Source organism: Chryseomicrobium aureum (assembly GCF_043182735.1).
GTDB classification, from domain to species: domain Bacteria; phylum Bacillota; class Bacilli; order Bacillales_A; family Planococcaceae; genus Chryseomicrobium; species Chryseomicrobium aureum.
In genome coordinates this window covers 2,656,248-2,682,845 of record NZ_CP171117.1, presented here as the reverse complement: position 1 = coordinate 2,682,845, position 26,598 = coordinate 2,656,248, and the positions used below count along the sequence as shown (strand labels likewise).

General features: G+C 43.1%; 27 protein-coding genes. 2 read left to right on the top strand and 25 right to left on the bottom strand.

Annotated features, from left to right (window positions below):
- Positions 1-329 precede the first annotated feature (329 nt).
- The 14 genes from ACF3OH_RS14040 to ACF3OH_RS13975 all read right to left on the bottom strand — a co-directional run bounded on the left by ACF3OH_RS14040 (position 330) and on the right by ACF3OH_RS13975 (position 14,079).
- Positions 330-1,805, bottom strand: a complete 1,476-nt coding sequence (locus ACF3OH_RS14040) for a peptidoglycan DD-metalloendopeptidase family protein (RefSeq protein ID WP_392455213.1) — start codon at positions 1,803-1,805, stop codon at positions 330-332.
- A 279-nt stretch (positions 1,806-2,084) separates the two neighbouring features.
- Positions 2,085-3,371, bottom strand: coding sequence for an adenylosuccinate synthase (locus ACF3OH_RS14035; protein ID WP_204591178.1), 1,287 nt, complete (start codon positions 3,369-3,371; stop codon positions 2,085-2,087).
- Between the two features lie 169 nt (positions 3,372-3,540).
- The gene (locus tag ACF3OH_RS14030) at positions 3,541-3,915 is read right to left on the bottom strand and encodes a hypothetical protein (RefSeq protein ID WP_204591180.1); all 375 of its coding nucleotides are present in this window, start codon (positions 3,913-3,915) and stop codon (positions 3,541-3,543) included.
- Between the two features lie 207 nt (positions 3,916-4,122).
- Complete coding sequence (locus ACF3OH_RS14025; RefSeq protein ID WP_392455212.1) at positions 4,123-5,571, bottom strand: IS1182 family transposase; 1,449 nt, start codon at positions 5,569-5,571, stop codon at positions 4,123-4,125.
- 118 nt (positions 5,572-5,689) lie between these two features.
- Positions 5,690-7,048 carry a replicative DNA helicase gene (gene dnaB, locus ACF3OH_RS14020; RefSeq protein ID WP_204591182.1) on the bottom strand — a complete coding sequence of 453 codons (1,359 nt, stop codon included), beginning with the start codon at positions 7,046-7,048 and terminating at the stop codon, positions 5,690-5,692.
- Between the two features lie 12 nt (positions 7,049-7,060).
- Positions 7,061-7,507: a 50S ribosomal protein L9 gene (gene rplI / locus ACF3OH_RS14015; protein ID WP_392455211.1), complete on the bottom strand. Its 447-nt coding sequence runs from the start codon at positions 7,505-7,507 to the stop codon at positions 7,061-7,063.
- Positions 7,504-9,480 (bottom strand): DHH family phosphoesterase, encoded by a 1,977-nt coding sequence (locus tag ACF3OH_RS14010; protein ID WP_392455210.1) that lies wholly within the window; start codon positions 9,478-9,480, stop codon positions 7,504-7,506. The genes rplI and ACF3OH_RS14010 overlap by 4 nt, the downstream gene beginning before the upstream one ends.
- Before the next feature lie 13 nt (positions 9,481-9,493).
- Complete coding sequence (locus tag ACF3OH_RS14005) at positions 9,494-10,432, bottom strand: YybS family protein (RefSeq protein ID WP_392455208.1); 939 nt, start codon at positions 10,430-10,432, stop codon at positions 9,494-9,496.
- Between the two features lie 124 nt (positions 10,433-10,556).
- Positions 10,557-10,793, bottom strand: coding sequence for a 30S ribosomal protein S18 (gene rpsR, locus ACF3OH_RS14000; RefSeq protein ID WP_094941845.1), 237 nt, complete (start codon positions 10,791-10,793; stop codon positions 10,557-10,559).
- Between the two features lie 51 nt (positions 10,794-10,844).
- Positions 10,845-11,363, bottom strand: coding sequence for a single-stranded DNA-binding protein (ssb, locus tag ACF3OH_RS13995; RefSeq protein WP_204591191.1), 519 nt, complete (start codon positions 11,361-11,363; stop codon positions 10,845-10,847).
- A 36-nt stretch (positions 11,364-11,399) separates the two neighbouring features.
- Positions 11,400-11,690 (bottom strand): 30S ribosomal protein S6, encoded by a 291-nt coding sequence (rpsF, locus tag ACF3OH_RS13990; RefSeq protein ID WP_204591193.1) that lies wholly within the window; start codon positions 11,688-11,690, stop codon positions 11,400-11,402.
- Between the two features lie 157 nt (positions 11,691-11,847).
- A complete protein-coding gene (gene ychF / locus ACF3OH_RS13985; protein ID WP_392455207.1) occupies positions 11,848-12,948 on the bottom strand; it encodes a redox-regulated ATPase YchF in 1,101 nt (366 codons plus the stop codon).
- A 59-nt stretch (positions 12,949-13,007) separates the two neighbouring features.
- Positions 13,008-13,211, bottom strand: coding sequence for a DUF951 domain-containing protein (locus ACF3OH_RS13980; RefSeq protein WP_204591197.1), 204 nt, complete (start codon positions 13,209-13,211; stop codon positions 13,008-13,010).
- Positions 13,198-14,079, bottom strand: a complete 882-nt coding sequence (locus ACF3OH_RS13975) for a mechanosensitive ion channel family protein (protein WP_392455205.1) — start codon at positions 14,077-14,079, stop codon at positions 13,198-13,200. Before ACF3OH_RS13975 ends, ACF3OH_RS13980 begins: the two co-directional genes overlap by 14 nt.
- Positions 14,080-14,159: 80 nt before the next feature.
- On the opposite strand from ACF3OH_RS13975, the gene yyaC reads away from it, so the two are divergent.
- Positions 14,160-14,759 (top strand): spore protease YyaC, encoded by a 600-nt coding sequence (yyaC, locus tag ACF3OH_RS13970; protein WP_392455204.1) that lies wholly within the window; start codon positions 14,160-14,162, stop codon positions 14,757-14,759.
- On the opposite strand, the gene ACF3OH_RS13965 is transcribed toward yyaC, so the two are convergent.
- The 11 genes from ACF3OH_RS13965 to rpmH form a co-directional block, all read right to left on the bottom strand.
- Positions 14,698-15,402 (bottom strand): DUF554 domain-containing protein, encoded by a 705-nt coding sequence (locus ACF3OH_RS13965; protein WP_392455203.1) that lies wholly within the window; start codon positions 15,400-15,402, stop codon positions 14,698-14,700. The genes yyaC and ACF3OH_RS13965 overlap by 62 nt on opposite strands.
- A 92-nt stretch (positions 15,403-15,494) precedes the next feature.
- Positions 15,495-16,340 carry a ParB/RepB/Spo0J family partition protein gene (locus ACF3OH_RS13960; RefSeq protein WP_392455202.1) on the bottom strand — a complete coding sequence of 282 codons (846 nt, stop codon included), beginning with the start codon at positions 16,338-16,340 and terminating at the stop codon, positions 15,495-15,497.
- Entirely contained in the window at positions 16,333-17,094 is a 762-nt protein-coding gene (locus tag ACF3OH_RS13955; RefSeq protein WP_204591207.1) for an AAA family ATPase, read from the bottom strand. The genes ACF3OH_RS13960 and ACF3OH_RS13955 overlap by 8 nt, the downstream gene beginning before the upstream one ends.
- A 125-nt stretch (positions 17,095-17,219) precedes the next feature.
- Positions 17,220-18,110 carry a nucleoid occlusion protein gene (gene noc, locus ACF3OH_RS13950; protein ID WP_392455201.1) on the bottom strand — a complete coding sequence of 297 codons (891 nt, stop codon included), beginning with the start codon at positions 18,108-18,110 and terminating at the stop codon, positions 17,220-17,222.
- 73 nt (positions 18,111-18,183) lie between these two features.
- Positions 18,184-18,900 (bottom strand): 16S rRNA (guanine(527)-N(7))-methyltransferase RsmG, encoded by a 717-nt coding sequence (rsmG, locus tag ACF3OH_RS13945; RefSeq protein WP_204591211.1) that lies wholly within the window; start codon positions 18,898-18,900, stop codon positions 18,184-18,186.
- Between the two features lie 10 nt (positions 18,901-18,910).
- Positions 18,911-20,800: a tRNA uridine-5-carboxymethylaminomethyl(34) synthesis enzyme MnmG gene (mnmG, locus tag ACF3OH_RS13940; protein ID WP_392455200.1), complete on the bottom strand. Its 1,890-nt coding sequence runs from the start codon at positions 20,798-20,800 to the stop codon at positions 18,911-18,913.
- 19 nt (positions 20,801-20,819) lie between these two features.
- On the bottom strand, positions 20,820-22,205 hold the full coding sequence (mnmE, locus tag ACF3OH_RS13935; protein WP_392455199.1) for a tRNA uridine-5-carboxymethylaminomethyl(34) synthesis GTPase MnmE: 1,386 nt from the start codon (positions 22,203-22,205) through the stop codon (positions 20,820-20,822).
- Between the two features lie 159 nt (positions 22,206-22,364).
- Positions 22,365-23,150 (bottom strand): RNA-binding cell elongation regulator Jag/EloR, encoded by a 786-nt coding sequence (jag, locus tag ACF3OH_RS13930; RefSeq protein ID WP_204591218.1) that lies wholly within the window; start codon positions 23,148-23,150, stop codon positions 22,365-22,367.
- Complete coding sequence (gene yidC, locus ACF3OH_RS13925) at positions 23,147-23,914, bottom strand: membrane protein insertase YidC (protein WP_392455198.1); 768 nt, start codon at positions 23,912-23,914, stop codon at positions 23,147-23,149. The genes jag and yidC overlap by 4 nt, the downstream gene beginning before the upstream one ends.
- The gene (gene rnpA, locus ACF3OH_RS13920; protein ID WP_204591222.1) at positions 23,911-24,294 is read right to left on the bottom strand and encodes a ribonuclease P protein component; all 384 of its coding nucleotides are present in this window, start codon (positions 24,292-24,294) and stop codon (positions 23,911-23,913) included. The genes yidC and rnpA overlap by 4 nt, the downstream gene beginning before the upstream one ends.
- A gap of 273 nt (positions 24,295-24,567) precedes the next feature.
- Positions 24,568-24,702, bottom strand: coding sequence for a 50S ribosomal protein L34 (gene rpmH / locus ACF3OH_RS13915; RefSeq protein WP_094941861.1), 135 nt, complete (start codon positions 24,700-24,702; stop codon positions 24,568-24,570).
- A 518-nt stretch (positions 24,703-25,220) separates the two neighbouring features.
- On the opposite strand from rpmH, the gene dnaA reads away from it, so the two are divergent.
- Positions 25,221-26,573 carry a chromosomal replication initiator protein DnaA gene (gene dnaA / locus ACF3OH_RS13910; protein WP_204591224.1) on the top strand — a complete coding sequence of 451 codons (1,353 nt, stop codon included), beginning with the start codon at positions 25,221-25,223 and terminating at the stop codon, positions 26,571-26,573.
- Positions 26,574-26,598: the final 25 nt, after the last annotated feature.

The following is a 26,598-nucleotide window of genomic DNA, read 5'->3' as shown; positions in this document are numbered from 1 at the left end:
CGCTATTTTCGCATTTTATTTCCCATTCCTGTCGAAAATGGTCGTATTATTTCCCGGGAAATATTCTCTTTAGATGTGTAGAACGATACTCTAGAAACTGAGCGGGCGTTCTTCTACCGAAACCGAGATTTGTTCTACCGAATCGCACTTTTATTCTACCCAAACCGGAATTTCTTCTACCGAAGTCATGTTATGGAAACTAAATCCTCCCCCACCGCCGTCCACCATCACACCAAATCCCAATGTCCTAAGATCTTTCTAGCAAACCCTTCACCAATAAGCCCTTCCTACAACAAAAGCCGCCCAACCTCGGGCGGCTTTCCTATCTATTACTTCAACACAGACATCGGATTGATGTGCGTGCCGTTTTTGATGACTTCAAAGTGTAAGTGAGTGCCAGTAGAACGACCTGTGTTCCCCATGACACCAATTTTTGTTCCTTGTGGAACGGTTTGGCCTACTGAAACACTGATTGAGTTCAAGTGACCGTACACGGTGCGGTAGCCGTTGTTGTGATCAATCACGACACGGTTTCCAAGACCACCCTCTACACCAGCTGCTACGACAACTCCATTATCGGAAGCTAAAATATCATAGCCACTTGGACGTGCGATATCGATTCCTTGGTGCATACGGCCCCAGCGGTGACCCATATGGCTCGAGATATACCCACCTTGTGCTGGCCAAGCGAATGATCCGCTTCCGCGAGAAGGCATCACTTTCGTACCTTTTAGTGTTACTTCATGTTGCACTTGCTTCGTAATTTCCTCTTCCACCATGTCTTTGGCAGTCTCTTGTCCATTCACTTTTGTGATGGCATACGTCGCAATACGCTCGCCGGCTTCCCCTTTAGTTTTCAACTTGGTGTCGCCTTTGTAGAGCGTGTCTGTTTCTTCTACTACTTTATCAAATGCGATTTCTTCCTTCGCACGTTGCTCGTAAGTTGCTGTGAAGTTTAAAGCTGGGCGCAATACCGTGACATTCAGCTCTTGGCCGATAGAGAGTGTCCCACCTTCTTCTAGTCCTTCATTCAACTCAATTAACTCGTTTGTAGAGAGGTTATGAGCACTTGCGATCTTTGAAATAACATCGCCTTGTTTGACTGTATATGTCTCTTGTTTCTCAACGCCCGTCAATAAACGTTTTGTCGCTTCGTCGACTGACAAGACCTCATCTGGCTTTACCGTCATAGTGGCACCGAACACGTTCTGTTCGATTGTTAAATCTTTAATTCGTGTTTCACCTGGCTGTAATGCGGGTATAGAATTACTAGTAGTGTTTTGAGCTTCCAAAAAGTTGAGCTCTTTCTCCGAAATGTAGTTCAACTTCACTTTCCGAAGCACTTCATTGTAAGCATCTAAATCTTTAACGTAGGCTGCCACCTCGTTATCGATTGAAATGGCAAATGCATTGGCATTCACTTCAATGAGGTCCTCTACTTGTTCTAAAGTAGTGGCGTCGTCCGTAGCAGGTGTAAATACTTTCTCTTCAACCACCGAGAAATTATTACCAGCTGTTAACGAGAGACCTTCGAACTGTGATTTGGAAGCTTCTATTTTTTCGCGCTTCAATTGCTCGACCTCGTTTTTGTCTGAGATCGCACCTACGTACTGATCTTCTGTATATATATGATAGATTGTAGTCAATTTACTATCTGCAGTTTCATTTGCAAAAGCGAAGTTGACGGACAACCCAGAAAGCAATACTACTGTGATGGCTGCTTTCTTTATCACATTGGTTTTCTTCCTAGAAAGTCCGTCTGTCGATAAAACAGCCGATTCTTCCTTCGATTTATTCCAAAACATGATAAAGCTCCTTCCGTTTGTAAACACACTCTGGCATTTTTCATGCCCTTCTAATTTACCATATCCATTTATGCAAAGTGAACGAATAGACCCGTTTGTAATCAAAATGTGAAATAGATTCCAGTTCCTACAATTTACTAGAAGTATTTGGTTCACTTCTATGAAATACTAACTAATTTATATTTCAATTATTTCAGTACTTCTCTGAATTGCGCGAAATTATACAGAATAAGACAAAAAAAGACCTCTTCTTAGCAACTGCTAGGAAGAGGTTTTGTATTAGCGCCAAACGCTAGAAACGATATTTGTTTGTGTACGGTCTGGACCAACCGAGAAGATTGAAACTTGAACGCCTGTTAATTGAGCGATTCGCTCTAAGTAGTGACGTGCGTTGTCCGGTAGTTCGTCAAGTGACTTGCAAGACGTCACGTCTTCTGACCAGCCTGGCATTTCTTCATAGACTGGCTCACAGTCTGCAAGCATACGTAGGTTTGCTGGGTATTCTGTGATCAACTCACCTTTGTAGCTATACGCTGTACAGATCTTCACTGTCTCAAGACCACTTAATACGTCGATTGAGTTCACCGTTAAGTCAGTCAATCCACTCACGCGGCGTGCATGGCGAACGACGACAGAATCAAACCATCCGATGCGGCGTGGGCGACCCGTTGTTGTTCCGTACTCTTTTCCGACTTCGCGGATTTGGTTGCCGATTTCATCAAACAATTCTGTTGGGAAAGGACCGTCACCAACACGTGAAGTGTACGCCTTACATACACCGACAACGTGAGAGATCTTTGTTGGACCGACACCTGCTCCGATTGTCACGCCACCTGCTACTGGGTTAGACGATGTAACGAATGGATACGTCCCTTGGTCGATGTCTAACATAACACCTTGTGCGCCTTCAAACAGAACACGACGGCCTTCATCTAAAGCATCGTTCAATACTTTTGATGTATCGGTTACATACTTCTCAATTTCTTGTCCGTATGCATAGTATTCTTCAAGAATATCTTCAAGTTTGAAGCCTTCCGTTTCGTAGAACTTTTCAAACATGCGGTTTTTCTCTTTTAAGTTTAAGTCTAGCTTCTCTTTAAATGTCTCGTAGTCTAAAAGGTCAGCCATACGGATTCCTACACGTGCTGCTTTATCCATGTATGCCGGGCCGATTCCTTTTCCTGTCGTGCCGATTTTATTCGCACCGCGACGGGCCTCCTCCACTTCGTCTTGCTTCAAGTGGTACGGTAAGATGACGTGGGCACGGTTAGAGATACGCAAGTTGTCTGTGCTCACTCCGCGCTCATGAAGACCTTTCAACTCTTTCACAAGAGCTTTTGGATCTACAACCATCCCGTTTCCGATGACTGAGATTTTATCTTTATAGAAGATACCTGATGGAATCAAGTGCAGTTTGTATGTCTCTCCACCGAAAATGATCGTGTGACCTGCGTTATTTCCACCTTGGTAACGTGCAATTACTTCTGAATGCTCTGAAAGAAAGTCTGTGATTTTCCCTTTTCCTTCGTCTCCCCATTGGGTTCCTACAACTACGACTGATGGCATGATCAGCACCTCCGCTAGACACTGTGTGTCCTATTTCAAACAGTATCAGTGTATCAGCGTATGCCCATTCCGTCAACCCATTTACGAACATCTGAATTACCTAAAATGTAAACGTTCGTGTTTAGGTGCTGATTCTTTATAAAAAGTCACGATTTCAAAGTTTTTTGTATTATTCTTCACCAATTGTTAAAGTCACGCCACGTTTTTCCTGTTCCCCATCCATTATCTTGATGTATGCCACATTCTCTTCCTGCCACTCAATAGCAATAGACGGATTTGCATAGCCATCTATCGGCATATATAGCATGCTCATGTCTTCAATTTCTTGTTCCCAACGTCCATAGTACACTTCATATGGCTCGCCCCCTCCAGGTTCAATAATCTCCACACGATAGTCCCCATTAGGCGATACGCTCTCCATTCCTGAAGAAGACATTTCTACTACACTTTCTCGTGGGGCTAAGGTGAAAAAGGCAAAAACTCCGATGATGCTTAAAATGATGAAAATGACGACGGCAAACAGACAACCCATCAAGCTTTTCATTGCATCCACTCCTTTTCGTTTGTAACTATACGTTTTAGTCCTCTAAAAAGTTACAAAAAAAGCCCCCTATTGTTAGGGAGGCCACTGAAAAACCTTAGGTTTTTCTGTTGGATTTTATCTGTATGACAAAAAAGACGACTAGAATCCTCTAATTTGGAGATTCGAGTCGTCTTTTTCTTCTAAAAGGGGAGTTACATCCCTGTATTTCTATTGCATTAATTTTATGATTCGTTTGAGATTTACAGCAAATATGGTGGTGGCTCCTTGAATCTGCATACCAAATAGACCTCCGTAGGAAGCCTTGTTGTAACCATGTCTATTTTTCAGTTCACTATTTTTTGCCTCGATCTTATATCTAGAGCGAGAAATGGTTTTGAATTCAGTTGTTTCCTGAAAAGCCGCCTGATCACTGTGCTCTTGAGATTTGATTGATATAGAGTATGTCTTTGACTTAGCCCCTTCTTTATAGCAACCTGACTTAATAGGACAGTTCATACATTTCTGTATATCGAAATAATAGGTCTGTAACTGGTTCTTACCAACATTTTTCCTGCCTATGCGTGCTTTGCGTATAGCTAGGTGCCCTGCTGGGCAAACATACATACCCGCATCCTTATTGTAATCAAAGCCATCTTTTCGCTGTCCTGCTTGAGTGATAGAAGGGTTAAGTCTTGAAATAAGAGACATCCCTAAATCTTTTGTTAATCGGAGATTTTTCTTGCCCGAATATGCAGCATCTGCAATAACTTTTTCTATTGAAAGTCCATGACTCTTTGTTTTGCTTATCAGTTCCTCTAAATAGTGACCATCACTCTTTTCACCACTCGAGATGACAGCAGCAGTGATGATTCTTTCATCACTCATTGCAATATGTGTTTTATATCCATAAAAAGAAGTAGAGGCAGATTTGTGTCCAATTCGGGCATCTTCATCAACTGAATAATAGACCCCTTCGCTATAGTCTTCGACTGTCTCCTTGAGATTGTTCAATTTCTCTACAACAGCTGGTATCCCTTGAACCTTTGGTTCTGACTCGATGATTTTAATGATCTCTTGGCAATAACTTATGTGATCCTGGATTTTCTCTGTTGAAGGTTCGTCTGGGAGATTCGCACTGATTGTCTGATCAAAGAGCTGAACTGTCTTACGAACACGCTTAGATTTTTCTTGAATGAATTCTTTTGGTGATTTATAAATATAACGTGAAGCAGTATGGGTCGCATCAACTATGACACTTTTATCTTTGATGATGTCCTTCTCAACAGCGATTGAAACTGACTTTGAAATCAGCATATCTATAAGGTTCGTATCTTTAAGACGAAGACGACGAAATTTGGTTAATGAACTCGGGTTGATGACCTCGTCTTCTGGGGCCATATCTAGAAAGTATTTAAACGACATGTCGTACTTTGATCTTTCAACCACATCGACATCGGAGATGTCGAATATAACTTTGAGCAAAAGGTATTTGAACATGCGAATAGGTGGGATTGCATTACGACCATTATCTAAACAGTATTTTGTCTTTAACTCTTCCAAGATAAACGAAAAATCTACTAATTCATTTATTTGTCTTAACATATTGTTTTTTGGCACTACAATATCGTAGATCTGCATAAATGGACTTAAAGTCAACTTCTCCTGTTTAGAAATCATAGCTTTCCACCACCTAATCAATTTTCTTAATTATAAAAGAAAAAGCGAGTGATTTGACAATATAATCGTCAAATCGCTCGCTTTATTCCTTGGTATCAACTTTTTCAGTGGCCTCTTGTTAGGAGGCAGGCGGAGCCGAATGTTGGCTCCAATCAATATTGACGAATTTGTTGAACTCTTTAACGAACGCAAGTGTGACAGTACCAGTTGGACCATTCCGCTGCTTCGCAATAATGATTTCAATCATGTTCTGATTTTCAGTCTCTTTGTCGTAGTAATCTTCACGGTACAAGAAGGATACGATATCGGCATCTTGCTCGATCGAACCCGACTCACGTAAATCGGACATCATCGGACGCTTGTCTTGTCGTTGCTCTACTCCACGAGAGAGCTGCGACAAGGCAATAACGGGTACTTGCAACTCACGTGCTAGTGCTTTTAGAGAACGGGAGATTTCCGATACTTCCTGTTGACGGTTCTCGCCTTTGCCGCCAGACCCTTGGATCAGCTGCAAGTAATCGATCAAAATCATGCCAAGACCATACTCCTGCTTCAAGCGACGACATTTTGCACGAATTTCGGTTACTCGGATACCTGGTGTATCATCGATAAAGATTCCGGCGTTTGAAAGACTTCCCATCGCCATCGTGAGCTTCTTCCAATCCTCGTTCGTCAAGGCACCTGTACGAAGTACCTGGGCGTCGATGTTTCCTTCCGCACAGAGCATACGCATAACAAGCTGTTCCGCACCCATCTCGAGACTGAAGATGGCGACATTTTCATCGGTCTTCGTCGCGACGTTTTGTGCCACGTTCAGTGCGAAGGCCGTCTTACCAACAGATGGCCGGGCAGCTACTATGATCAAGTCATTGCGCTGGAAACCGGCTGTGATGCGGTCGAGATCTCGGAACCCTGTCGGAACACCGGTGATGTCGCCTTTACGTGAATGCAGCTGTTCAATATTGTCATAAGTCTGCACTAAGACATCTTTGATGTTTTGAAAGTCTCCGGCATTTTTTCGACTGGAGACGTCCATCATCTTCTTCTCAGCTTCTGATAACACAGCGGCTACTTCGTCTTCGCGTGTGAACCCGTCTTCTACGATACTTGTTGCCACACGGATCAGACGACGCAGAAGCGCCTTCTCTTCGACGATACGGGCATAGTAGATGATGTTTGCAGCTGTCGGTACTGCATTTGCTAATTCACTTAAATAAGCAATTCCACCGACGTCTTCGAGCTCTTTCTTTGCCGAGAGCTCCTCTGTGACAGTGACGACGTCTATCGCCTTCCCTTGGTCACTGAGACGAATCATCGTGTGGAAAATACGCTGATGGGCCGTGCGGTAGAAATCATCGGGTACGAGGACCTCTGCCGCCGTAATCAGCGCCTGTGGTTCTAAAAAGATGGCACCGATAACGGATTGTTCAGCTTCGTGATTATGGGGGGGAACTCTGTCCATGAACGGCTCGCTCATCTTATTCGCTCCTTACTCTTCAGTTACGTGAACTTTCAATGTTGCCGTGACGTCTTGATGAAGTTTAACAGGTACGTTTGTGTAACCGAGTGTACGGATTGCATCGTCAAGTTCCATCTTGCGTTTGTCGATTTTGATACCGTGCACTTTTTCAAGAGCGGTTGCTACTTGCTTTGTCGTCACAGATCCGAACAGACGGCCGTCTGCTCCAGATTTCGCTTTTAATTCAACCGTCAATGCTTCGAGCTTCTCTTTCAATGCTTCTGCATTCGCAAGCTCTTGTGCGGCTTGTTTTTCCGTCAATTTCTTTTGGCCTTCTACTGCTGAAAGTGCAGATGATGTTGCTTCTACAGCATAGCCGTTCTTAATCAAGAAGTTATGCGCATAGCCGTCTGCTACGTTTTTGATTTCGCCTTTTTTGCCTTTACCTTTTACATCTTTTAAAAATACAACTTTCATTGGTCAGTTCCTCCTTGCGTAATTCGGTCAATGCTTTCTTTTACTTGGTCGATAGCTTCTGCGACCGTTATGTTTTCAAGAAGCGTAGCAGCATTCGTTAAATGACCGCCACCTCCTAAGTTTTCCATTACGAGTTGCACATTGACGTCTCCGAGTGAACGAGCACTGATTCCGACTTTAGATTCATCTCTGCGCCCGATGACAAAGGATGCGCGTACATCGTTCATCGTCAATAAGATATCCGCAGTTTGTGCGAGCAGGATTTGATTGTACACCGCTTCTTCAGGTGCATGCGCAATCGCAATCCCCTCGTGATAAAACTCGACAGTCTGGATAATTTTCGCACGTTCTACGTACGTATCAAGGTCTTCTTTTAGTAGGCTCTGTACAAGTACGGTGTCTGCGCCATTCGTACGCAGGTACGACGCTGCTTCAAACGTACGAGCACCGGTGCGTAATGTAAAGCTCTTCGTATCTACCGTGATCCCTGCAAGCATCGAGGTCGCCTCGAGCATCGTCAATTTATCATGCTTTGGTTGATATTCGATGAGCTCGGTTACTAATTCTGCTGTAGAAGATGCATACGGCTCTAAATAGACAAGTAACGTATTTTCGATGAATTCTTCTCCGCGACGATGGTGGTCAATGACGACGACCTTTTCCGCCTTCTGCAACAACCGGTCATCAATGACGAGACTCGGCTTATGCGTATCGACAACGACAAGAAGTGTTTTGTCCGTCATCCGGTTCAACGCTTCTTCTGGTGTGATGAAGCGTGAGTAGAGTGACTCGTTTTGCTTGATTTCATGCATCAAACGCAAAACGCTCTTATCAAGCTCTTGGAAGTCAACAACAACAAATCCATCGACCTTGTTCATCTCAGCCATCTTCCGTACACCAACAGCGGCTCCGATTGAGTCCATATCCGGTAAACGGTGGCCCATGACGAGCACTTGGTCACTATCTTGAATCAAGTCACGCAGTGCGTGGGAAATAACGCGAGCACGTACCCGTGTACGTTTCTCTACAGGATTTGTTTTGCCTCCGTAGAACTTTACTTTTCCATCTGCTTGTTTGATTGCGACTTGGTCTCCTCCGCGCCCTAGTACTAGGTCTAGACTGGACTGCGCGAGTTCTCCAAGCTCCACAAGAGATGTGGATGATGTCCCGACACCGGCACTTAGTGTCACTCCGTGCCCAAATGTCGTCGTCACGTCTCGAATTTCATCGAGAATGCTAAATTTCGTCTTCTCAAGCGTTAATAGGATCGATTCGTTCAACACTGCGATGAAGCGGTCAGACGCCACGCGTTTCACGAAGATACCATACTCTGCACCCCAATGATTCACAGTGGACGTGATCAAGCTGTTCAGTTGCCCACGTACTTGGTCGTCCATGCCTTGCGTGATTTCATCGTAGTTATCGATGAACAAAATTCCAATAACCGTACGGTCGCCATAATAGAGCGTCTCGATTTCAACTTGTTCTGTGACATCGAAGAAATAGAGCAGCTTCTCTTCTGGCTTATAAAATACTTTGTAACTGTTGTCGCCGATTTCAACCGTGCTGTCGTTGATTTCTTCCGAATTCAATACAGACGGAATTTGATCAGACAAGTCATGCACATCTAACCCAATAAGGGAGTCTTGCGGCATTTGCTTCGTCATATAGGGATTTGCCCATTCAATGACTTGTGCTTCGTTTAGTAAGACGATTCCGATCGGCATCTCCAGCAGGGCTTCTTCCCCTACCTTCTTTAACCGGTACGACATCGTTTCAATATGTTTTTCAGTCTCTTGATAGACCCGGTTTTCCGTCACCCATGCGTAACCCGATACAACGGCTACGAGGAGTCCGAAAAGCACGCCGACCCAAAGGGATTGGGAGACAAGAATGACTGTTGCGACAACGCCTAGAATGGCAAATAAGACGATGCTGTAGCGCATTGGTCGTTTCCGGAAAAAAGTGGCCATGCTACTCAACTCCTTACTTTTTTGAACTTGTGCCGATGTAGGCACGCAGACGGAAACCTAAATCAATGACTCCAATGATGACCACGATGGAATAGAACGGCACTGACACAATCGTCGTTGCAATCGCGCCCCACTTTGGCCAACCTTGTTGATGGAAGTAATAATGAATCAAGGAAACCCCTTGTAAATACAGTAATGCCCGGAATACGAATAGGGCATTCACAACCGCCATTTCTCCGATTGTTCCGGCTTCAAATGTGCCAAGTAATGACAGCAAGGATACGATTAAATAATACCATATCACTGCGCGTGGCAATTGAAAATGACGAAAGGCTGCAAAGCGCGGAATTGGCACTTTTAGTTTGCGTAGAATCGGAAGGGCGACTACGAGATAGACCCAAGCCGTCACAAACATTACCGCAATGAAATAGCCTGGTAAAACAAGAGCAAATGTCTGTAAGCTCGATGCTACAATTTGATTAAAGTCATCCGGCAATTGCCCGGCACTTTCCATCAAGTCCCCCACTTGGGAATACGTATCTCGAATTTGATCCATCATCTGTTCTAGTAAATTCACACCGAACAGAAATTGTGAGACAAGAATTTGTGTAAGTGTAGCTAAAATGAGTGTAATGGCTGTAGAGACGAGTAGAAAAACTTTTGATTTCTTCTCCGCCAGACCGTCTCCAATCATAAATCCGACAGGGACAGTGACGAGGGCCACAAACAGACCTATATAGCCACCAAGTAGGATGGCAAGCAGTAAGCCAAGAACGGCTAAGAAAACAGCGTTAATGCGTGTATGGTTTGCACGAAACCAGGCAATGGGAACAACTGCGAGCAGTAGTCCAACTAGCCCAAGTACAGGCAGATACACGGCAATCAGGAGCAGCAACGTAAAGATCGATAGCGTACTCAAGCCATGTAGCCAGATTGATTTTTCTTGTTGCATAGGAACCTTCCTTCTCTCAAGATATCCCTACTATTTTATCATACTAAAGAGCGAAACGCTTTGAACACTCTAGGAACAAATAAAACCACCTGCCCGGAATCCGGACAGGTGGTTGAGTAAGATCTTATCTCTCTTCAGCTGTGAATGGTAATAAAGCCATGATACGAGATACTTTGATCGCACGTGTAAGTTTACGTTGGTACTTCGCGCTAGTTCCTGTCACACGACGTGGAAGAATTTTTCCACGCTCAGACACGAATTTTTTCAACAAATCTACATCTTTGTAATCGATGTGCGTGATGTTGTTGCTAGTGAAGTAACAAACTTTACGGCGTCGTTTGCCTCCGCGACGTGGTGCCATATTGGTTGCCTCCTTTTTCGTTATCAAGTAATCCGTTTGAGATGCCGATTCTTAGAACGGTAGATCGTCGTCAGAGACTTCAATCGGACCGCTACTTGCAAATGGGTCATCATCCATACGGGTATAATTTTGCTGATTCGATGGTTGGTTTGAACCATACTGATTAGAATTGTTGTTGTAGTTGTTCGACTGCGGTGCATTTCCGTAAGGAGCTGCTTGTTGTCCGCGATCGCCACCACCACCAGATGCATTGCGTGGTTCTAAGAACTGTACGCTATCTGCAACAACCTCTGTCGTATAGACGCGCTTGCCGTCTTGTCCTTCATAGCTTCCTGTTTGAATACGGCCTTCGACTCCAGCAAGGCTACCTTTTTTCAAGTAGTTTGCCGTGTTTTCAGCTTGTTTACGCCAAACAACACAGTTAATGAAATCTGCTTCACGTTCTCCTGATTGGCTTGAGAATGTACGGTTTACAGCAAGTGTAAAGCGTGCCACTGCTACGCCATTCGGTGTGTAACGCAGCTCCGGATCTTTCGTCAATCTGCCTACTAATACAACTCGGTTAATCATGCCTACAAACCTCCCTCGTCAGCGATCGTTGAATTCTTATTTCTCGTCAACGCGAACAGCAATGTGACGGATAATGTCTTCATTGATGTTAGCAAGACGTGTATACTCATCGATTGCTTTAGAATCTGCATTTACTTTAACGATTTGGTAGAAACCTTCACGCAAGTCATTGATTTCATAAGCTAAGCGGCGTTTGCCCCACTCTTTTGATTCGATGATCTCAGCGCCATTTGAAGTAAGGATGTCGTTGAAACGCTCAACTAGAGCTTTCTTCGCCTCGTCTTCGATTGCTGGCTGGATAATGTACATTAATTCGTACTGTCTCATCTATTCTGCACCTCCCTATGGACTTTGGCCGGTTTTGAGGCCGGCAAGGAGTAAGTAATTGTATTACTCACATCAATGAATTGTATCATATTGGGAAGTGGAATGCAATGTATAAAAAAAGAGAAACTCAGCAGTAAGCTGAATCCCTCTTTGTTAGTTACACGTTGAAACGGAACAACATAACGTCGCCGTCTTGAACAATATACTCTTTTCCTTCAGAACGAACCTTACCCGCTTCTTTCGCTGCTGGCATAGAACCCGCTTCTACTAGGTCATCATACGCCACTGTCTCCGCACGAATAAATCCGCGCTCGAAGTCTGAGTGAATGACACCCGCACATTGTGGAGCTTTCATTCCTTTACGGAACGTCCATGCACGCACTTCCTGAACACCTGCTGTGAAATATGTGGCAAGGCCAAGTAGGCTGTACGATGCTTTGATCATTTGATCAAGACCTGATTCTTCGATGCCTAGCTCTTCTAAGAACATTGCTTTCTCATCGTCTTCAAGTGCCGCCATTTCTTCTTCGATTTTCGCACAGATTACAATCACTTCTGCACCTTCTGCTGCCGCAAACTCACGAACCTTTTCTACGTACTCGTTTGAGCCGGCGTCCATGATATCGTCTTCTGATACGTTTGCTACGTACAACATAGGTTTGATTGTCAATAAGTGAAGACCTTTGATAACCTTCTTCTCATCATCAGAAAGATCAACAGAACGAGCAGACTGACCCGCTTCGAATGCTTCTTTCAATTTCTCAAGGACGGGTTGTTCTACCATCGCCTCTTTGTCTTTTTGCTTCGCCATCTTACCGACGCGTTGCAAACGCTTGTCGACACTCTCTAGGTCCGCAAGAATCAACTCTAAGTTGATGACTTCGATATCTGCAATCGGATCTACTTTCCCAGAAACGTGCGTTACATTTTCATCTACGAAACAACGCACAACCTGACAGATTGCATCTACTTCACGGATGTGAGAAAGGAATTTATTCCCAAGACCTTCCCCTTTTGAAGCGCCTTCTACGATTCCAGCGATATCCGTAAATTCAAATGCCGTTGGGACCGTCTTCTTAGGTTCTACCATCTCAGTTAATTTATCTAAACGTGCATCAGGTACTTCAACAATTCCAACGTTCGGATCAATCGTCGCGAACGGATAGTTTGCTGCTAGTGCCCCTGCTTTTGTAATTGCATTAAATAGCGTCGATTTTCCTACGTTCGGTAAACCAACAATACCAGCTGTTAAAGCCATGGGTTCTCCTACCTTTCTTGTTTCAACCTATTAAGTATAAAGGGCAACGCGCCCCCTGTCTATTGTTCCTCGTGACGCACAAGGACCTTCTTCATCTTCTTCTCAAATTCACGACGAGGAATCATGACACTATGTCCGCAGCCTTCACATTTGATTCGGATATCTGCACCAAGACGAATGACTTTCCAAGCATTCGTACCACATGGATGTTGTTTCTTCATCTCCACGACATCGTGTAACTGAAACTCTTTATTTGCCTGCATTCGTTTGGCCTCCTCCTTTTTGTTCAAACACGACCATCTTTTGATACGGAATTTCAATGCCGTGATTATCTAGGAACTTCTTGATGTCTCTTCGAAGTAGGCGACCGACTTTAAAGTGATTCATCGGTAACGCCTCCGCTGCTATACGCATAACAACATCTGATGCACCTAACGCATTCACTCCGAGCAAATCAGGTCGTCGGACAAGTTCCGGGTAACGTTCCTCCGTCGAATCTAAAAACTTGTTGATCAATCGTTCTACTTCATCCACGTCAGATTCGTATGCTACAGAAACATCTACCATGATCAACGAATTATACACAGAGTAGTTGATCACTTCCGAGATATTACCGTTCGGAATAATATGAAGCTCACCTGTGTACGTCTTGATTTTTGTTGTACGCAAACCAATTTCTTCTACAGTTCCGTTTGACTGATTGATCATGACTGTATCCCCAACACCAAATTGGTCTTCAAAGATAATGAAGAATCCGGTAATAATATCTTTCACTAAACTTTGTGCACCAAAACCGATGGCAAGGCCTGCAATCCCTGCCCCAGCCAGTAGACCGACTACATTAATGCTCATTGCAGAAAGAATGGCTAAAATCCCTGCAAAATAGACGATATATGTGAGACCATTTTGCAGTAATTTGATCAGTGTATTCTGTCTGCGCTCTGTATAGCCAATTGGTGTTTTAGAACGAAGAATCATCACACGTTCAATAGCGGATTTTCCGATTTTAACTACAACAACCATTAATATAAGAATTAATAAGATTTTCAGTAAAGCTGTTCCAATGGTAATCCATAATGCTTCATTAACTATAAATTCAACTGTTCGTTCCCATATTCGTTCGACACTCATAGAGAACCTCCTTTTTTATGAATACTATTAGTGAGTTCTACATAAACTACTAGAACTACTGCTGGAAAGGTGGATATCTTATGAATCCTACAACTCACTCAACTAATTTTGAAGCACAAGGTGCTATTTGGGAGCTGAGCTCGGCTCTCTTAACTGTACTCCCTTTTGATGACCCCCGTCTAACATTTGTATGCATCGGCACAGACCGTTCAACAGGTGATGCTCTCGGCCCACTCACCGGATCATTCTTGTCCCTTTATTCAAGCTTTCCATTTCGCGTTGTAGGTTGTCTAGATTCGCCTGTACATGCATTGAATCTAACTACTATTGTAGAAGAATTGCATTCCTTTGATTCAGACGCTCCACTCGTCGCAATTGATGCCTGTTTAGGCAATCATCGTGCCATCGGTGATATTTTACTCGAGATTGGTCCTCTTTGGCCAGGCAAAGCCGTTCAAAAGGACTTACCCGCTATAGGGTCTTATTCGATTAAAGGTGTAGTCAACCACCTTCATAGCGAAGGAATCGAAACGTTGCAAACTACTCGGCTTCATATTACACATGACATGGCGCGTGTCATAGCGAATGCCCTGTTTCTAGCATGGCATCGTCATTTGGCTAAAACACAAACGTCCATGCTACGTAAAGAGCCACTACCAACAGACTTGGCAGCAAATTAGCGACACGCACTTTTGTAATACCGATTAGGTTTAACCCGATGGCCAAGATCATAATGCCTCCAGTCGCCGTCATCTCACTTAAGAAGAGTGTCAATGCCTCATCTGGAACAAGTCGCGTGATTTGTGTAGCAAATAAAGCGATACTCCCTTGGTAAAGTGCGACTGGAATTGCAGAAAGTAGAACTCCGATTCCTAGAGTGGCAGCTAATAGAATCGATGTGAATCCATCAATAATTCCTTTACTAATCAACAACTCATGATCGTTACGTAGCCCACTGTTTAATGCACCTAACACGCCCATAGCACCAATCACAAAAATTAAAGTCGCTGTAACAAACCCTTGAGCAATCGTGCCTTCTTGACCACCTCTGCTCATCTTCTTCTCAAGCCACTGACCCAGTCGGTTTAATTGACGGTCAAGATCCCACCACTCCCCTAGTACAGTTCCTATTACTAAACTAATGATTACAATAATAAAATTTGTACTTTCAAATGACATTTGAATTCCCATCACTGCAACCGCTAAGCCAATTGCATACATAACCGTCTCTTTCATACGATCTGGGATTCCTTTTAATAGTCGCCCAGCAATTGCTCCTACTACAATCAAAAGCGCATTGATCAGCGTCCCCCATAACACCATCTTCATCCCTACTTTTCTCACAATTTCATTTCGCTAATCATGCACTATAAAAAATGAACCTATTTCCACAGCACGTGGAAATAGGTCAGTGTTTACTTTTCTAAAAGTTCTAGAATACGTTCCAGATCATCTTTTGAGTAAAAATCAATTTCAATTTTTCCTTTTTCTTGATCTTTTGAACGGTTAATTTTCACCGCTGTACCAAATCGCTCACGCAATTCAGACTCTTTCTCTACAGTGAAAATATCCTTCTTATCTTTTTCAATTGTTTCACGTGGAACATTTTCATTCAAACGTTGGACAAGTGCCTCCAGTTGGCGAACATTCAATTGCTCTTTCTTCGTCTTTTCAAGAATCAATGGGATATTTTTCTTCTTTTTCAGACCAAGAAGCGCTTTTCCATGACCCATTGTAATTTCACCAGCTGAAATCGCTTTTTTTGCTTCCTCAGGTAATACTAAGAGACGAAGATGGTTCGCAATATGCGGTCGACTCTTTCCTAAACGGAAAGCCAATTGTTCTTGTGTTAAATCAAGTGTATCCATCAGCTTTTGATACGCTTCTGCTTCTTCTATTGCCGTTAAATCTTCTCGTTGCAAGTTTTCAAGAATAGCAAGTTCCATCATTTCACGGTCGTCTAAATTGCGGACAACTGCTGGAATTTCAGCTAAACCTGCTAGCTGTGAAGCGCGGAATCGTCGCTCTCCAACCACAATTTCAAACTTACTTCCCTTTTTGCGAAGCATGATTGGTTGCAAGACGCCATGTTCTTTAATAGAAGCACTTAGCTCTTGTAGTGCCTGCTGATCAAAGATTTTACGTGGCTGGTAAGGGTTTGGTTTGATGAGTTTCAATTCAATCTGTTCCACACGTTCTTGTGTGTTTTGATCTTCGCCTGGAAATAGTGCATTGATGCCTTTTCCTAATCCTTTAGCCATGCTTAATCACTTCCTTCGCCAGTTCCAGGTACACTTCTGCACCACGTGATTTTGGATCATATATAATAATAGGTTCCCCGTGACTTGGTGCTTCTGAAAGACGCACATTACGCGGAATGATGGTCTTGTACACTTTTTCTTGGAAATACTTTTTCACTTCTTCAATGACTTGAATACCAAGGTTTGTACGAGCATCGAACATCGTTAGTAGAACTCCATCGATGGATAAGTTCTTATTTAAATGCTTTTGTACTAAACGAATTGTACTTAGAAGCTGACTAAGCCCTTCTAAGGCATAAAATTCACATTGTACAGGAATGATGATGGCATCTGATGCCGTTAAAGAATTGATCGTCAAAAGGCCAAGAGACGGAGGACAATCAATAATGACATAATCGTAATAAGGACTAACCTCTTCCAGTGAACGTTTCAAGCGAACTTCTCGTGAAATAGTAGACACTAATTCGATTTCCGCACCAGCAAGTGAAATTGTAGCTGGAACGATATGTAGATTCTCTACTTTAGTTTCCATAATAATATCTTTTACAGGCACGTCATCAATCAACACATCATATATACACTGATCGACTTCACCTTTGTTTACTCCGACCCCACTTGATGCGTTGCCTTGTGGGTCAATGTCAACAAGTAGTACCTTTTTGCCTAAATATGCAAGGCAGGCACTGAGGTTCACGGATGTGGTGGTTTTTCCCACTCCGCCCTTCTGATTGGCGATGGCGATAATTCTTCCCACTCTTGCACCTACTTTCTGAGCTCATATCTCTTATTCTATCAAATTTTTTTAATTATAGTGTTACATGTGCGTAACATTCTACAAAAAAAACATCTCTACACACAGTGCAAAGATGTTTAAATGGGCTATTTTCGCTTTGGAATTTTAATGACTACTTGATAGTAATCATCTTGATCCTCTTCTTGTGTTTCAAAGTTGATCCCACTTTTTGAAATCATTGTGAGAGATTGCTTCAATGTATTCAAGGCTATACGCACGTCTTTGTTAACCATCTTCTGTCGCGGTTTAGCCGGAGTCTTTTTTTCGGATTTTTCTGCTTTTGCTTGCAGATTTGCAATATGTTCTTCTAATTGTTTGACACTCAATTGTTGATCAATCGTTAGTTTTAGAAGTTCAAGTTGCAGCTCCTCTACTTTTACTTTCATTAATGCACGCGCATGTCGTTCGGATAAGTCCTTAGTCAAAATCGCATCCTGGACTTGTTGCGGTAATTTAAGAAGCCTAATTTTATTGGCGACTGTTGATTGCCCTTTTCCTAGTCGCTGTGCAAGAGCTTCTTGCGTCAATTCATGTAACTCGATTAGCTGCTGATAGGCGAGCGCTTCTTCAATAGCTGTCAATTCTTCTCGTTGTAGGTTCTCAATAAGCGCAACAGAAGCCGTCTCTTTATCTGATAAATTACGAACAATTGCAGGTACTTCTGTCCACTCTAGCTTGCTCATCGCTCTAAAACGACGTTCTCCTGCAATGATTTCATACTGACCGGATTCGATTTCCCGTAAAACGATTGGCTGAATTACACCATGAGTCCGAATCGTCCGGGCAAGCTCTTCAATCTTTGAATCATCAAAAACTGTACGAGGCTGATACTTATTTGGAACGATGCGTCCAATTGGGATTTGAACAACTTCTTCTACAGTAGTAGATGTCGCTGCAGTTGCTGTCACTTCTGAACTTGCATCTTTTTCTTTCCCTTTATCTGTACCACCAAAGAGCCTGGAAAAAGGACTTTTCATCTAAACGTGCACCACCTTCTATTACTAATCTATCACAAATCGCTTGAAGATTAAATGTTTCACGTGGAACATTTTACTGGATTGGACTTTTGTTCGGCGTCCCAGGTTTTCGCGGATATTTCTTTGGTGTTGTTTTTTTCTTTGTGAAAATGTAAAGTTTGCGATCACTTTCTTCAACAGGTAGTTTAAATGCAAAATCTTCTTTCAATTCTGCACCTAGAACTGTTAACGCTTTTTTTGCATCTTTCAACTCGTCTTCAGCTGACGCTGCTTTCATAGCTACAAAGCGCCCCCCTACTTTTGCTAACGGCACACAAAGCTCCGATAACACCGATAGACGTGCAACAGCACGCGCTGTGACAATGTCAAACGACTCGCGATACGCTGGGTTTTGGCCAAACTCTTCGGCGCGCGCATGTACAAACTCTACATGGGAAAGTCCGAGCTCTTTACTTAAGTGTGTTAAGAACTGGATACGTTTGTTAAGTGAATCGACGATTGTTACGCGCATTTCTGGGAAGCAAATCTTCATTGGAAGACTTGGGAACCCTGCCCCTGCACCTACATCACAAACTGTAAGAGGCTCTGAGAAATCCACGTAAAATGCTGCAGTAATGGAATCATAGAAGTGTTTTAAATAGACTTCTTCTAAATCTGTGATAGCTGTTAGGTTCATCTTTTCATTCCATTCGACTAACAGTTCAAAGTATGTCTTGAACTGCTTGATCTGATGCTCCGATAAATGGATGCCTTTTTCAGCTAATGCTGCGATAAATTGTTGTTCGTTCATGAAATGCTCCTTAGCTTGAGACTTTAGCGATTCGTCCCTGTTCGATATAAACTAGAAGAATAGAAATATCAGCCGGGTTTACTCCAGAAATGCGAGAAGCTTGTGCTAATGAAAGTGGCAGTACCTCTTTCAGTTTTTGACGTGCTTCTGTGGCGAGGCCTGAAATAGCATCATAATCGATGTTTTCCGGGATTTTTTTATCTTCCATCTTCTTCAGTTTGTCTACTTGTTGCAATGATTTTTCGATGTATCCTTCGTACTTCACTTGGATCTCGACTTGTTCTTTGCTGTCTTCAGAGAGTTCTACTTCAGACGGTACAAGTTGTGCAACTAGGTCGTACGTCATTTCCGTACGTTTCAATAGATCTGACGCGCGAATTCCGTCTTTCAATTCACTTCCACCGACAGAACGAATCAGATTTTGCGTCTCTTCATTTGGTTTGATGATAATGCTGCGAAGGCGCTTTAACTCTGCTTCAATCGCTTCTTTTTTCGCTGTAAAACGGTCGTGGCGCTCTTTAGACACGAGTCCAATCTCATATGCCAAGTCTGTCAGACGAAGATCTGCATTGTCGTGGCGAAGAAGGAGACGATATTCAGCACGTGAAGTCAGTAGACGGTACGGTTCATTCGTTCCTTTTGTTACTAAGTCATCGATTAATACGCCGATGTACGCGTCAGAACGGCTCAGAACGACCTCGTCTTCACCTTTCGAGCGGCGTGCTGCATTGATACCTGCCATCAACCCTTGACCCGCTGCTTCCTCATACCCAGAAGTTCCGTTGATTTGTCCTGCTGTATAGAGGTTTTTAATCTTTTTCGTCTCGAGTGTTGGCCATAATTGTGTTGGAACCATCGCATCGTACTCAATGGCGTAGCCTGCACGCATCATTTCCGCTTTTTCAAGACCTGGAATGCTTTCTAACAGACGACGTTGTACATGCTCAGGAAGGCTCGTTGATAAGCCTTGTACGTACACTTCTTTTGTATTGCGTCCTTCTGGTTCTAAGAAGATCTGGTGGCGTGGCTTGTCGTTAAAACGCACGATTTTATCTTCAATAGACGGGCAATAACGTGGGCCAGTCCCTTTGATCATTCCAGAATACATCGGTGATAAGTGCAAGTTCTCTTCGATGATTTGGTGGGTCTTCTCCCCTGTATACGTTAACCAGCACGGCAGTTGGTCCATGATGAACTCTGTCGTTTCGAAACTGAAAGCACGTGGTACATCGTCTCCTGGTTGCATTTCAGTTTTTGAATAATCAATTGTGTTTGAATTTACACGTGGTGGTGTACCTGTTTTGAAACGGACAAGATCAAAGCCTAGTTCACGCAAGTTATCTGCGAGTTTTATAGACGGTTGTTGATTATTCGGACCTGATGAATACTTCAAGTCACCAATAATGATTTCCCCGCGCAAGAAAGTACCGGTCGTAACAACAACAGTTTTGGCTTTATAAATAGCACCTACCTGTGTGATAACACCTTTTACTTCCTCGTCTTCGATTATCAGTTCTTCTACTACTGCTTGATGAACAGAAAGATTTGGTTGCTCTTCCATCAAACGTTTCATTTCTTGTTGGTAAAGGACTTTGTCAGCTTGTGCTCGAAGCGCTCGAACAGCTGGCCCTTTTCCTGTATTGAGCATCCGCATTTGGATATGGGTACGGTCGATGACTTTCCCCATTGCGCCTCCAAGTGCATCGATTTCACGGACAACGATTCCTTTTGCCGGTCCTCCTACGGATGGGTTACATGGCATAAAGGCAATCATATCTAAGTTAATAGTTAAAGCGAGTGTTTTGGCACCCATGTTGGCAGAAGCAAGTGCCGCTTCTACTCCGGCATGCCCGGCACCGATGACAATTACATCATACGTGCCTGCGTCAAAAGTACGCATAGTCTCTTCCTCTCTGTTGTTATTTCCCGAGGCAGAACTGAGCAAAGAGTTGATCGATGAGACTTTCTTCTACAGTGTCTCCTACGATTTCTCCAAGTATTTCCCAAGTTCGAGTTACATCTATTTGAATCATATCCACTGGAACGCCTTGTTCTGTAGCATCCAGGGCATCTTCGATTGTTTGTTTGGCTTGATGAAGAAGTGCGATGTGACGCGCGTTCGATACATACGTCATGTCGCCTCCCTGCATATTCCCTTCAAAGAACAGCTTCGCAATTTCTTGCTCAAGTTCCTCAATACCTTCATCTTGAAGAATAGATGTCGTCACGATACGGCGGTGGCCGACAAGTTCTTCAAGCTTGCTGTAATCCAATGCTTGCGGAAGATCCGTCTTATTGACGATAACAATCGTCTCCATACCATGCGTCGCTTCAATGAGACGCTCATCTTCTTCTGATAATGCCTCTGAGTGGTTCATAACCAACAAGATCAAGTCCGCTTCTTTTAACACCTGACGAGATCGCTCGACACCGATACGCTCAACGATGTCTTCTGTCTCCCGAATACCGGCCGTGTCGACTAATTTCAGAGGCACGCCACGAACATTGACATATTCTTCTATAATATCACGAGTCGTTCCCGCAATATCTGTGACAATAGCTTTATTTTCTTGAATCAGGCTGTTTAATAGAGAAGATTTCCCTACGTTCGGACGACCGACAATAACAGTCGCAAGCCCTTCACGCAGAATCTTTCCTTGCATGCTCGTCTCTAGCAGCTTCTCAATCTCTTGCTTGACCCACATGCCCTTCTCACGCATGAGTGGAATCGTCATTTCTTCCACGTCATCGTATTCCGGGTAGTCGATGTTTACTTCGACCTGTGCAAGCGTCTCTAACAATGCCTGGCGAAGAGATTGAATAAGTCGAGACAGTCGACCATCCATTTGACCGAGCGCCACATTCATCGCCTTGTCCGTTTTAGCACGGATAAGATCCATGACCGCCTCTGCTTGAGACAAGTCAATTCGACCGTTTAAGAAGGCGCGCTTTGTAAACTCTCCAGGCTCTGCCATACGCGCTCCAGCACGTAATACCAGTTGCAGGACCTGATTGACTGTGACAAGCCCTCCGTGGCAGTTGATTTCTACTACATCTTCGCGTGTGAACGTCTTAGGCCCTCTCATCAGAGATACCATGACTTCCTCTACGACTTCTTCAGTCTCTGGACGGACTAAGTGTCCATAATGAATGGTATGTGTCGCTTCTTGCGCTAATTTTTTATGGGAAGGAGAGCGGAACACCTGATCAGCAATTGAAACAGCCTCTGGACCACTTAGGCGAACAATTGCGATCGCCCCTTCTCCGAGTGGTGTGGAAATCGCTGCAATTGTATCAAATTCCATTATTGGTTTCTCTCCTCTATCGAACAGTTATCCACGTGTGGATAACTGATTTTTATTGAACGCACTAACACCTTACAATAGCATATTTTTGTGGAAAACTCTAGTTATGGAACTGTGACAATTGGACAAAAAAAGAAGCCCACTAAGGGGCTCCTTTGCTTATTGAATCGGTTCAATTACTAAGTGACGATGTGGGTCCGCTCCAACAGAATACGTATCGATGTCTACATGTGTAGATAATGCATTATGAATAATTTTTCGTTCATACGCATTCATCGGTTCGAACTCGACTTTCTCTCCAGAACGACGTGCTTTATCCGCCATTCGTTCTGCGAGTTGTTCAAGTGCTACTTTTCTCTTCTCTCGGTAGTTTTCAACGTCCATTTTGACGATCATGAAGTTCCCCGAGTACTTATTTGCAACCAATTGAACAAGATTTTCAAGCGCATTTAAAGTTTGACCACGCTTTCCAATCAACTGAGCAGCTTTCGAACTGTTCAACTGGAAGTGAACATACTTGCCTTCGACTTCATGTGTAACGTCTAAGTCGTTGATTCCCATTCCTTGCGCGACTTCTTTCATGTATCGGATCGATTCTTCAATTGCTTTATCATTTGTAATCTTGGCAACGGGTGTTTCGACGACTACAGGTTCAGTCTGTTCAGACACAGCTTCAATCGGCTGTTCACTGATATCAACTGCGGCTGATTCGACGACCTCTTTCGTCTCTTCTACAACCACTGGAGAGGACGGTGTTTCTTCAACAGTCACACCGTCTTTGACATTCACTATCACAACTGCAGGCTTCGCTCCTAGACCGAGAAAGCCTTTTTTACCTTCATCTAAAATCTTGATCGACGCTTGATCGCGACGAATTCCAAGCTCTTTTAATGCTTGTTGAATTGCCTGCTCACTTGTTGCTGCAGTTTGTGTAGTGGATCTCATCTCTTTTTCCCTCCCGTTTGAACTGGAACGACCTGTGGCTTATTCCACGGCTTGTAGATTACTAAGTTTTGGATCAATGAGATAATGTTTCCGATTACCCAGTACAGTGTTAATGCTGATGGTAAGATCAAACCAAATCCGACAATCATAAATGGCATAATATACATCATGATTTTCATTTGTGGGTTGTCCATCGCTGGGCCTGTCATCAGAGTAACTAATTGGAACACCCCTGCAAGAATCGCAAGTGTAATACTTGGCTCTGCTAGTGGGAAAATCAAGAAATCACCAAGATTAATTTCTGGAGTAGCATTCATGCGGCTGATGGCATGATAGAATCCGATTAAAATCGGCATCTGAATCAAGACCGGTAAACAACCTGCTGCTGGGTTGACACCCTTCTCTTTAAAGAGTTCCATCATTTCTGCTTGGTATTTTTGTTGTGTTTGTGCATCTTTTGAGCTGTATTTTTCACGCAGTAACTTCAATTGAGGTTGAATTTCCTGCATTTTTTTCGAGCTCTTTGTCTGCTTAATCAAAAGTGGAAGAATGGCTAAACGGATAATGACCGTAACTGCGATAATTCCAAGTCCGTACGTTCCAAGCAGATTTTTAAAATACGTGATAGCTGAAACAAGTGGCCATACGATGTATTCATTCCAGAACCCGGTTGATTCATCGTAAATTGGCGCATTGAATTCTGTACACCCTGCTAAAAATAGTGCAGACACTATAAGCAGAGTGAGAAGTACCTTCTTTTTCACCTTGTACGTCCCCCTGCATTGTCTTCTGTTTTCTTTATCTTACCACTCGAACGATAAACTTTCGCGATTTTCAATACGTGTTCGAGACTCTTTTTTGTCTCATGAAAATCTAGTGTGGCCGCCGGAATCCTGGCGATAATAATATAGTTGGCGGGCTTAACATCGTCTTTCAGTTCTAGAAAGGTTTGACGTATGTATCGTTTAACACGATTTCGTGTGACTGCATTTCCTACCTTTTTACTGACAGAAAGCCCAACTCGGAAATGTGTCTCTTCACTTGGCATGATATAAACGACAAACTGTCTGTTGGCATACGACTTCCCTTTTTTAAAGATTTCCTGAAATTCTTTGTTGTCTTTGATCCGCTGGTGTTTATTCATGGACCTCCGACCTTCCTGTAAATATCTGTTGCGTGTTTTGGTTTCTTTCTAATAGGAAGAGCAAAGTTTTTTGTGGTGGAATCGAGTTTTAGTCGGGCTTCGACTTTGAATGGAATCGAGTTCCGAACGCCAGAAACACACTCCGGAATCAGCCGCACCCGCAAAGGCTGAAGAGCGCCTTCACGGGCACGTCTGATTTCCTCGGAGTTTCTAGAGTGGCGTTCTCCACATCTAAATACTAGTAAAAAAAAATCCACTGAGGGTTCAGTGGACTTATGCTGATAATACTTTTCTTCCTTTAGCACGGCGTGAAGCTAATACGCGGCGACCATTCTTTGTGCTCATACGTGCGCGGAACCCGTGAACTTTGCTGCGTTTACGTTTATTTGGTTGGAATGTACGTTTCATTGTGTAAGACACCTCCTGCTTTGACTATTCTTAAATATCTCCAGACAGTCTTGACTATTATACTTAAATCTGCCCCAGACTGTCAATGCGCAAAATCAAGTTTTTCCTCATGCTCCAGATCAAGTTATCCACATTCTCGACAAACACTTGCAAATTTCGATGGGAATATGTAAAATCACCATTCTAAGTTATCAACATCCCTTATGAACAGTTTTTGCACATATTCATACCTGTGGACAACTATAACTGTGTGTAAATCAGGCTTTGTGGATAAGTTCAATCAAGTCTTGTCAGTACTAGCTAAAAATGATATGCTAATTGTGTTTTACTCTGTACATAAAAAATCGCCTTTTTCAGTTATCCACATTTGTTAATAAAGTGTGGATAATATTTTTCACAGTCTGTGTAAAGTTTTATCCACATGTATTTTATAGTGTGTATAATTGTTCTATATTTTTTTGCCATGTCGAATTGCGTCTGGCTTTTATATGACACAAATCAGAAAGGAGTGTACCTCGTTGGATCAACTCGAAGAACTATGGGGCCGGGTGCTCGCTGAGATGGAGAAACAAGTTTCGAAACCGAGTTTTGAAACGTGGCTGAAGTCGACAAAGCTCTTATCTTATAAACAAGACACGTTGACAATCGCAGCACCAAACTCATTTGCGCGTGACTGGCTTGAAAACCATTATGTCCATCAAATTGCTGCGATTTTGCATGATTTGACTGGAAAGGAAGCGATGATTTCCTTCATCGTTCCAAAAGATCAAAACTTAGAAGACTATGACATTCCTGCACCAAAGCCGATGGTCTCTCAAGACGATCAGCCGGACTTCTCACCAGGTATGTTGAACTCAAAGTATACGTTCGATACATTCGTTATCGGTTCCGGAAACCGCTTTGCGCATGCTGCATCACTCGCAGTCGCTGAAGCACCTGCAAAAGCGTATAATCCACTCTTCATTTATGGAGGAGTTGGACTTGGAAAGACCCACTTGATGCATGCCATTGGTCATTATGTACAAGAACATAATCCAAATGCCAAGGTGGTGTATTTGTCATCTGAAAAATTCACAAATGAATTCATTAACTCCATCCGAGACAATAAAACTGTCCATTTCCGCAATAAGTACCGCAATGTAGACGTGCTGCTAATAGATGATATTCAGTTTCTTGCTGGAAAAGAATCAACCCAAGAAGAATTTTTCCATACATTCAATGCGTTGCATGAGGAATCTAAACAAATTATTATCTCTAGTGATCGTCCGCCTAAAGAAATTCCAACACTTGAAGATCGCTTACGTTCGCGCTTTGAATGGGGCCTGATTACCGATATTTCGCCACCGGACTTAGAGACACGTATCGCAATCCTTCGCAAAAAAGCACGTGCAGACGGCTTAGATATTAGTAATGAAGTGATGGTATACATCGCCAATCAGATTGATTCTAATATCCGCGAGCTTGAAGGAGCTCTCATCCGTGTCGTTGCGTATTCATCTTTGATCAATCGCGACATCAATGTCGATTTGGCTTCTGAAGCACTAAAAGATATTATGCCTGCCAGTCGCTCACGCATCATCACCATCTTAGACATTCAAAAAGTCGTTGGAGAGCACTACCATGTACGTTTAGAAGACTTTTCAGCAAAGAAGCGAACAAAATCAATTGCCTATCCACGTCAGATCGCTATGTATCTCTCTCGTGAACTGACAGATTTTTCGCTGCCGAAAATCGGAGAAGAATTTGGAGGTCGTGATCATACAACGGTCATTCATGCGACTGAAAAAATTTCAACTCTGCTCAAAACAGATGAAACGCTTAAAAGTGAAATTAAACAGATTAAGAGTCTATTAGGACGCTCATCTGAATAGTGTGGATAACTCTACTAGTTATTCG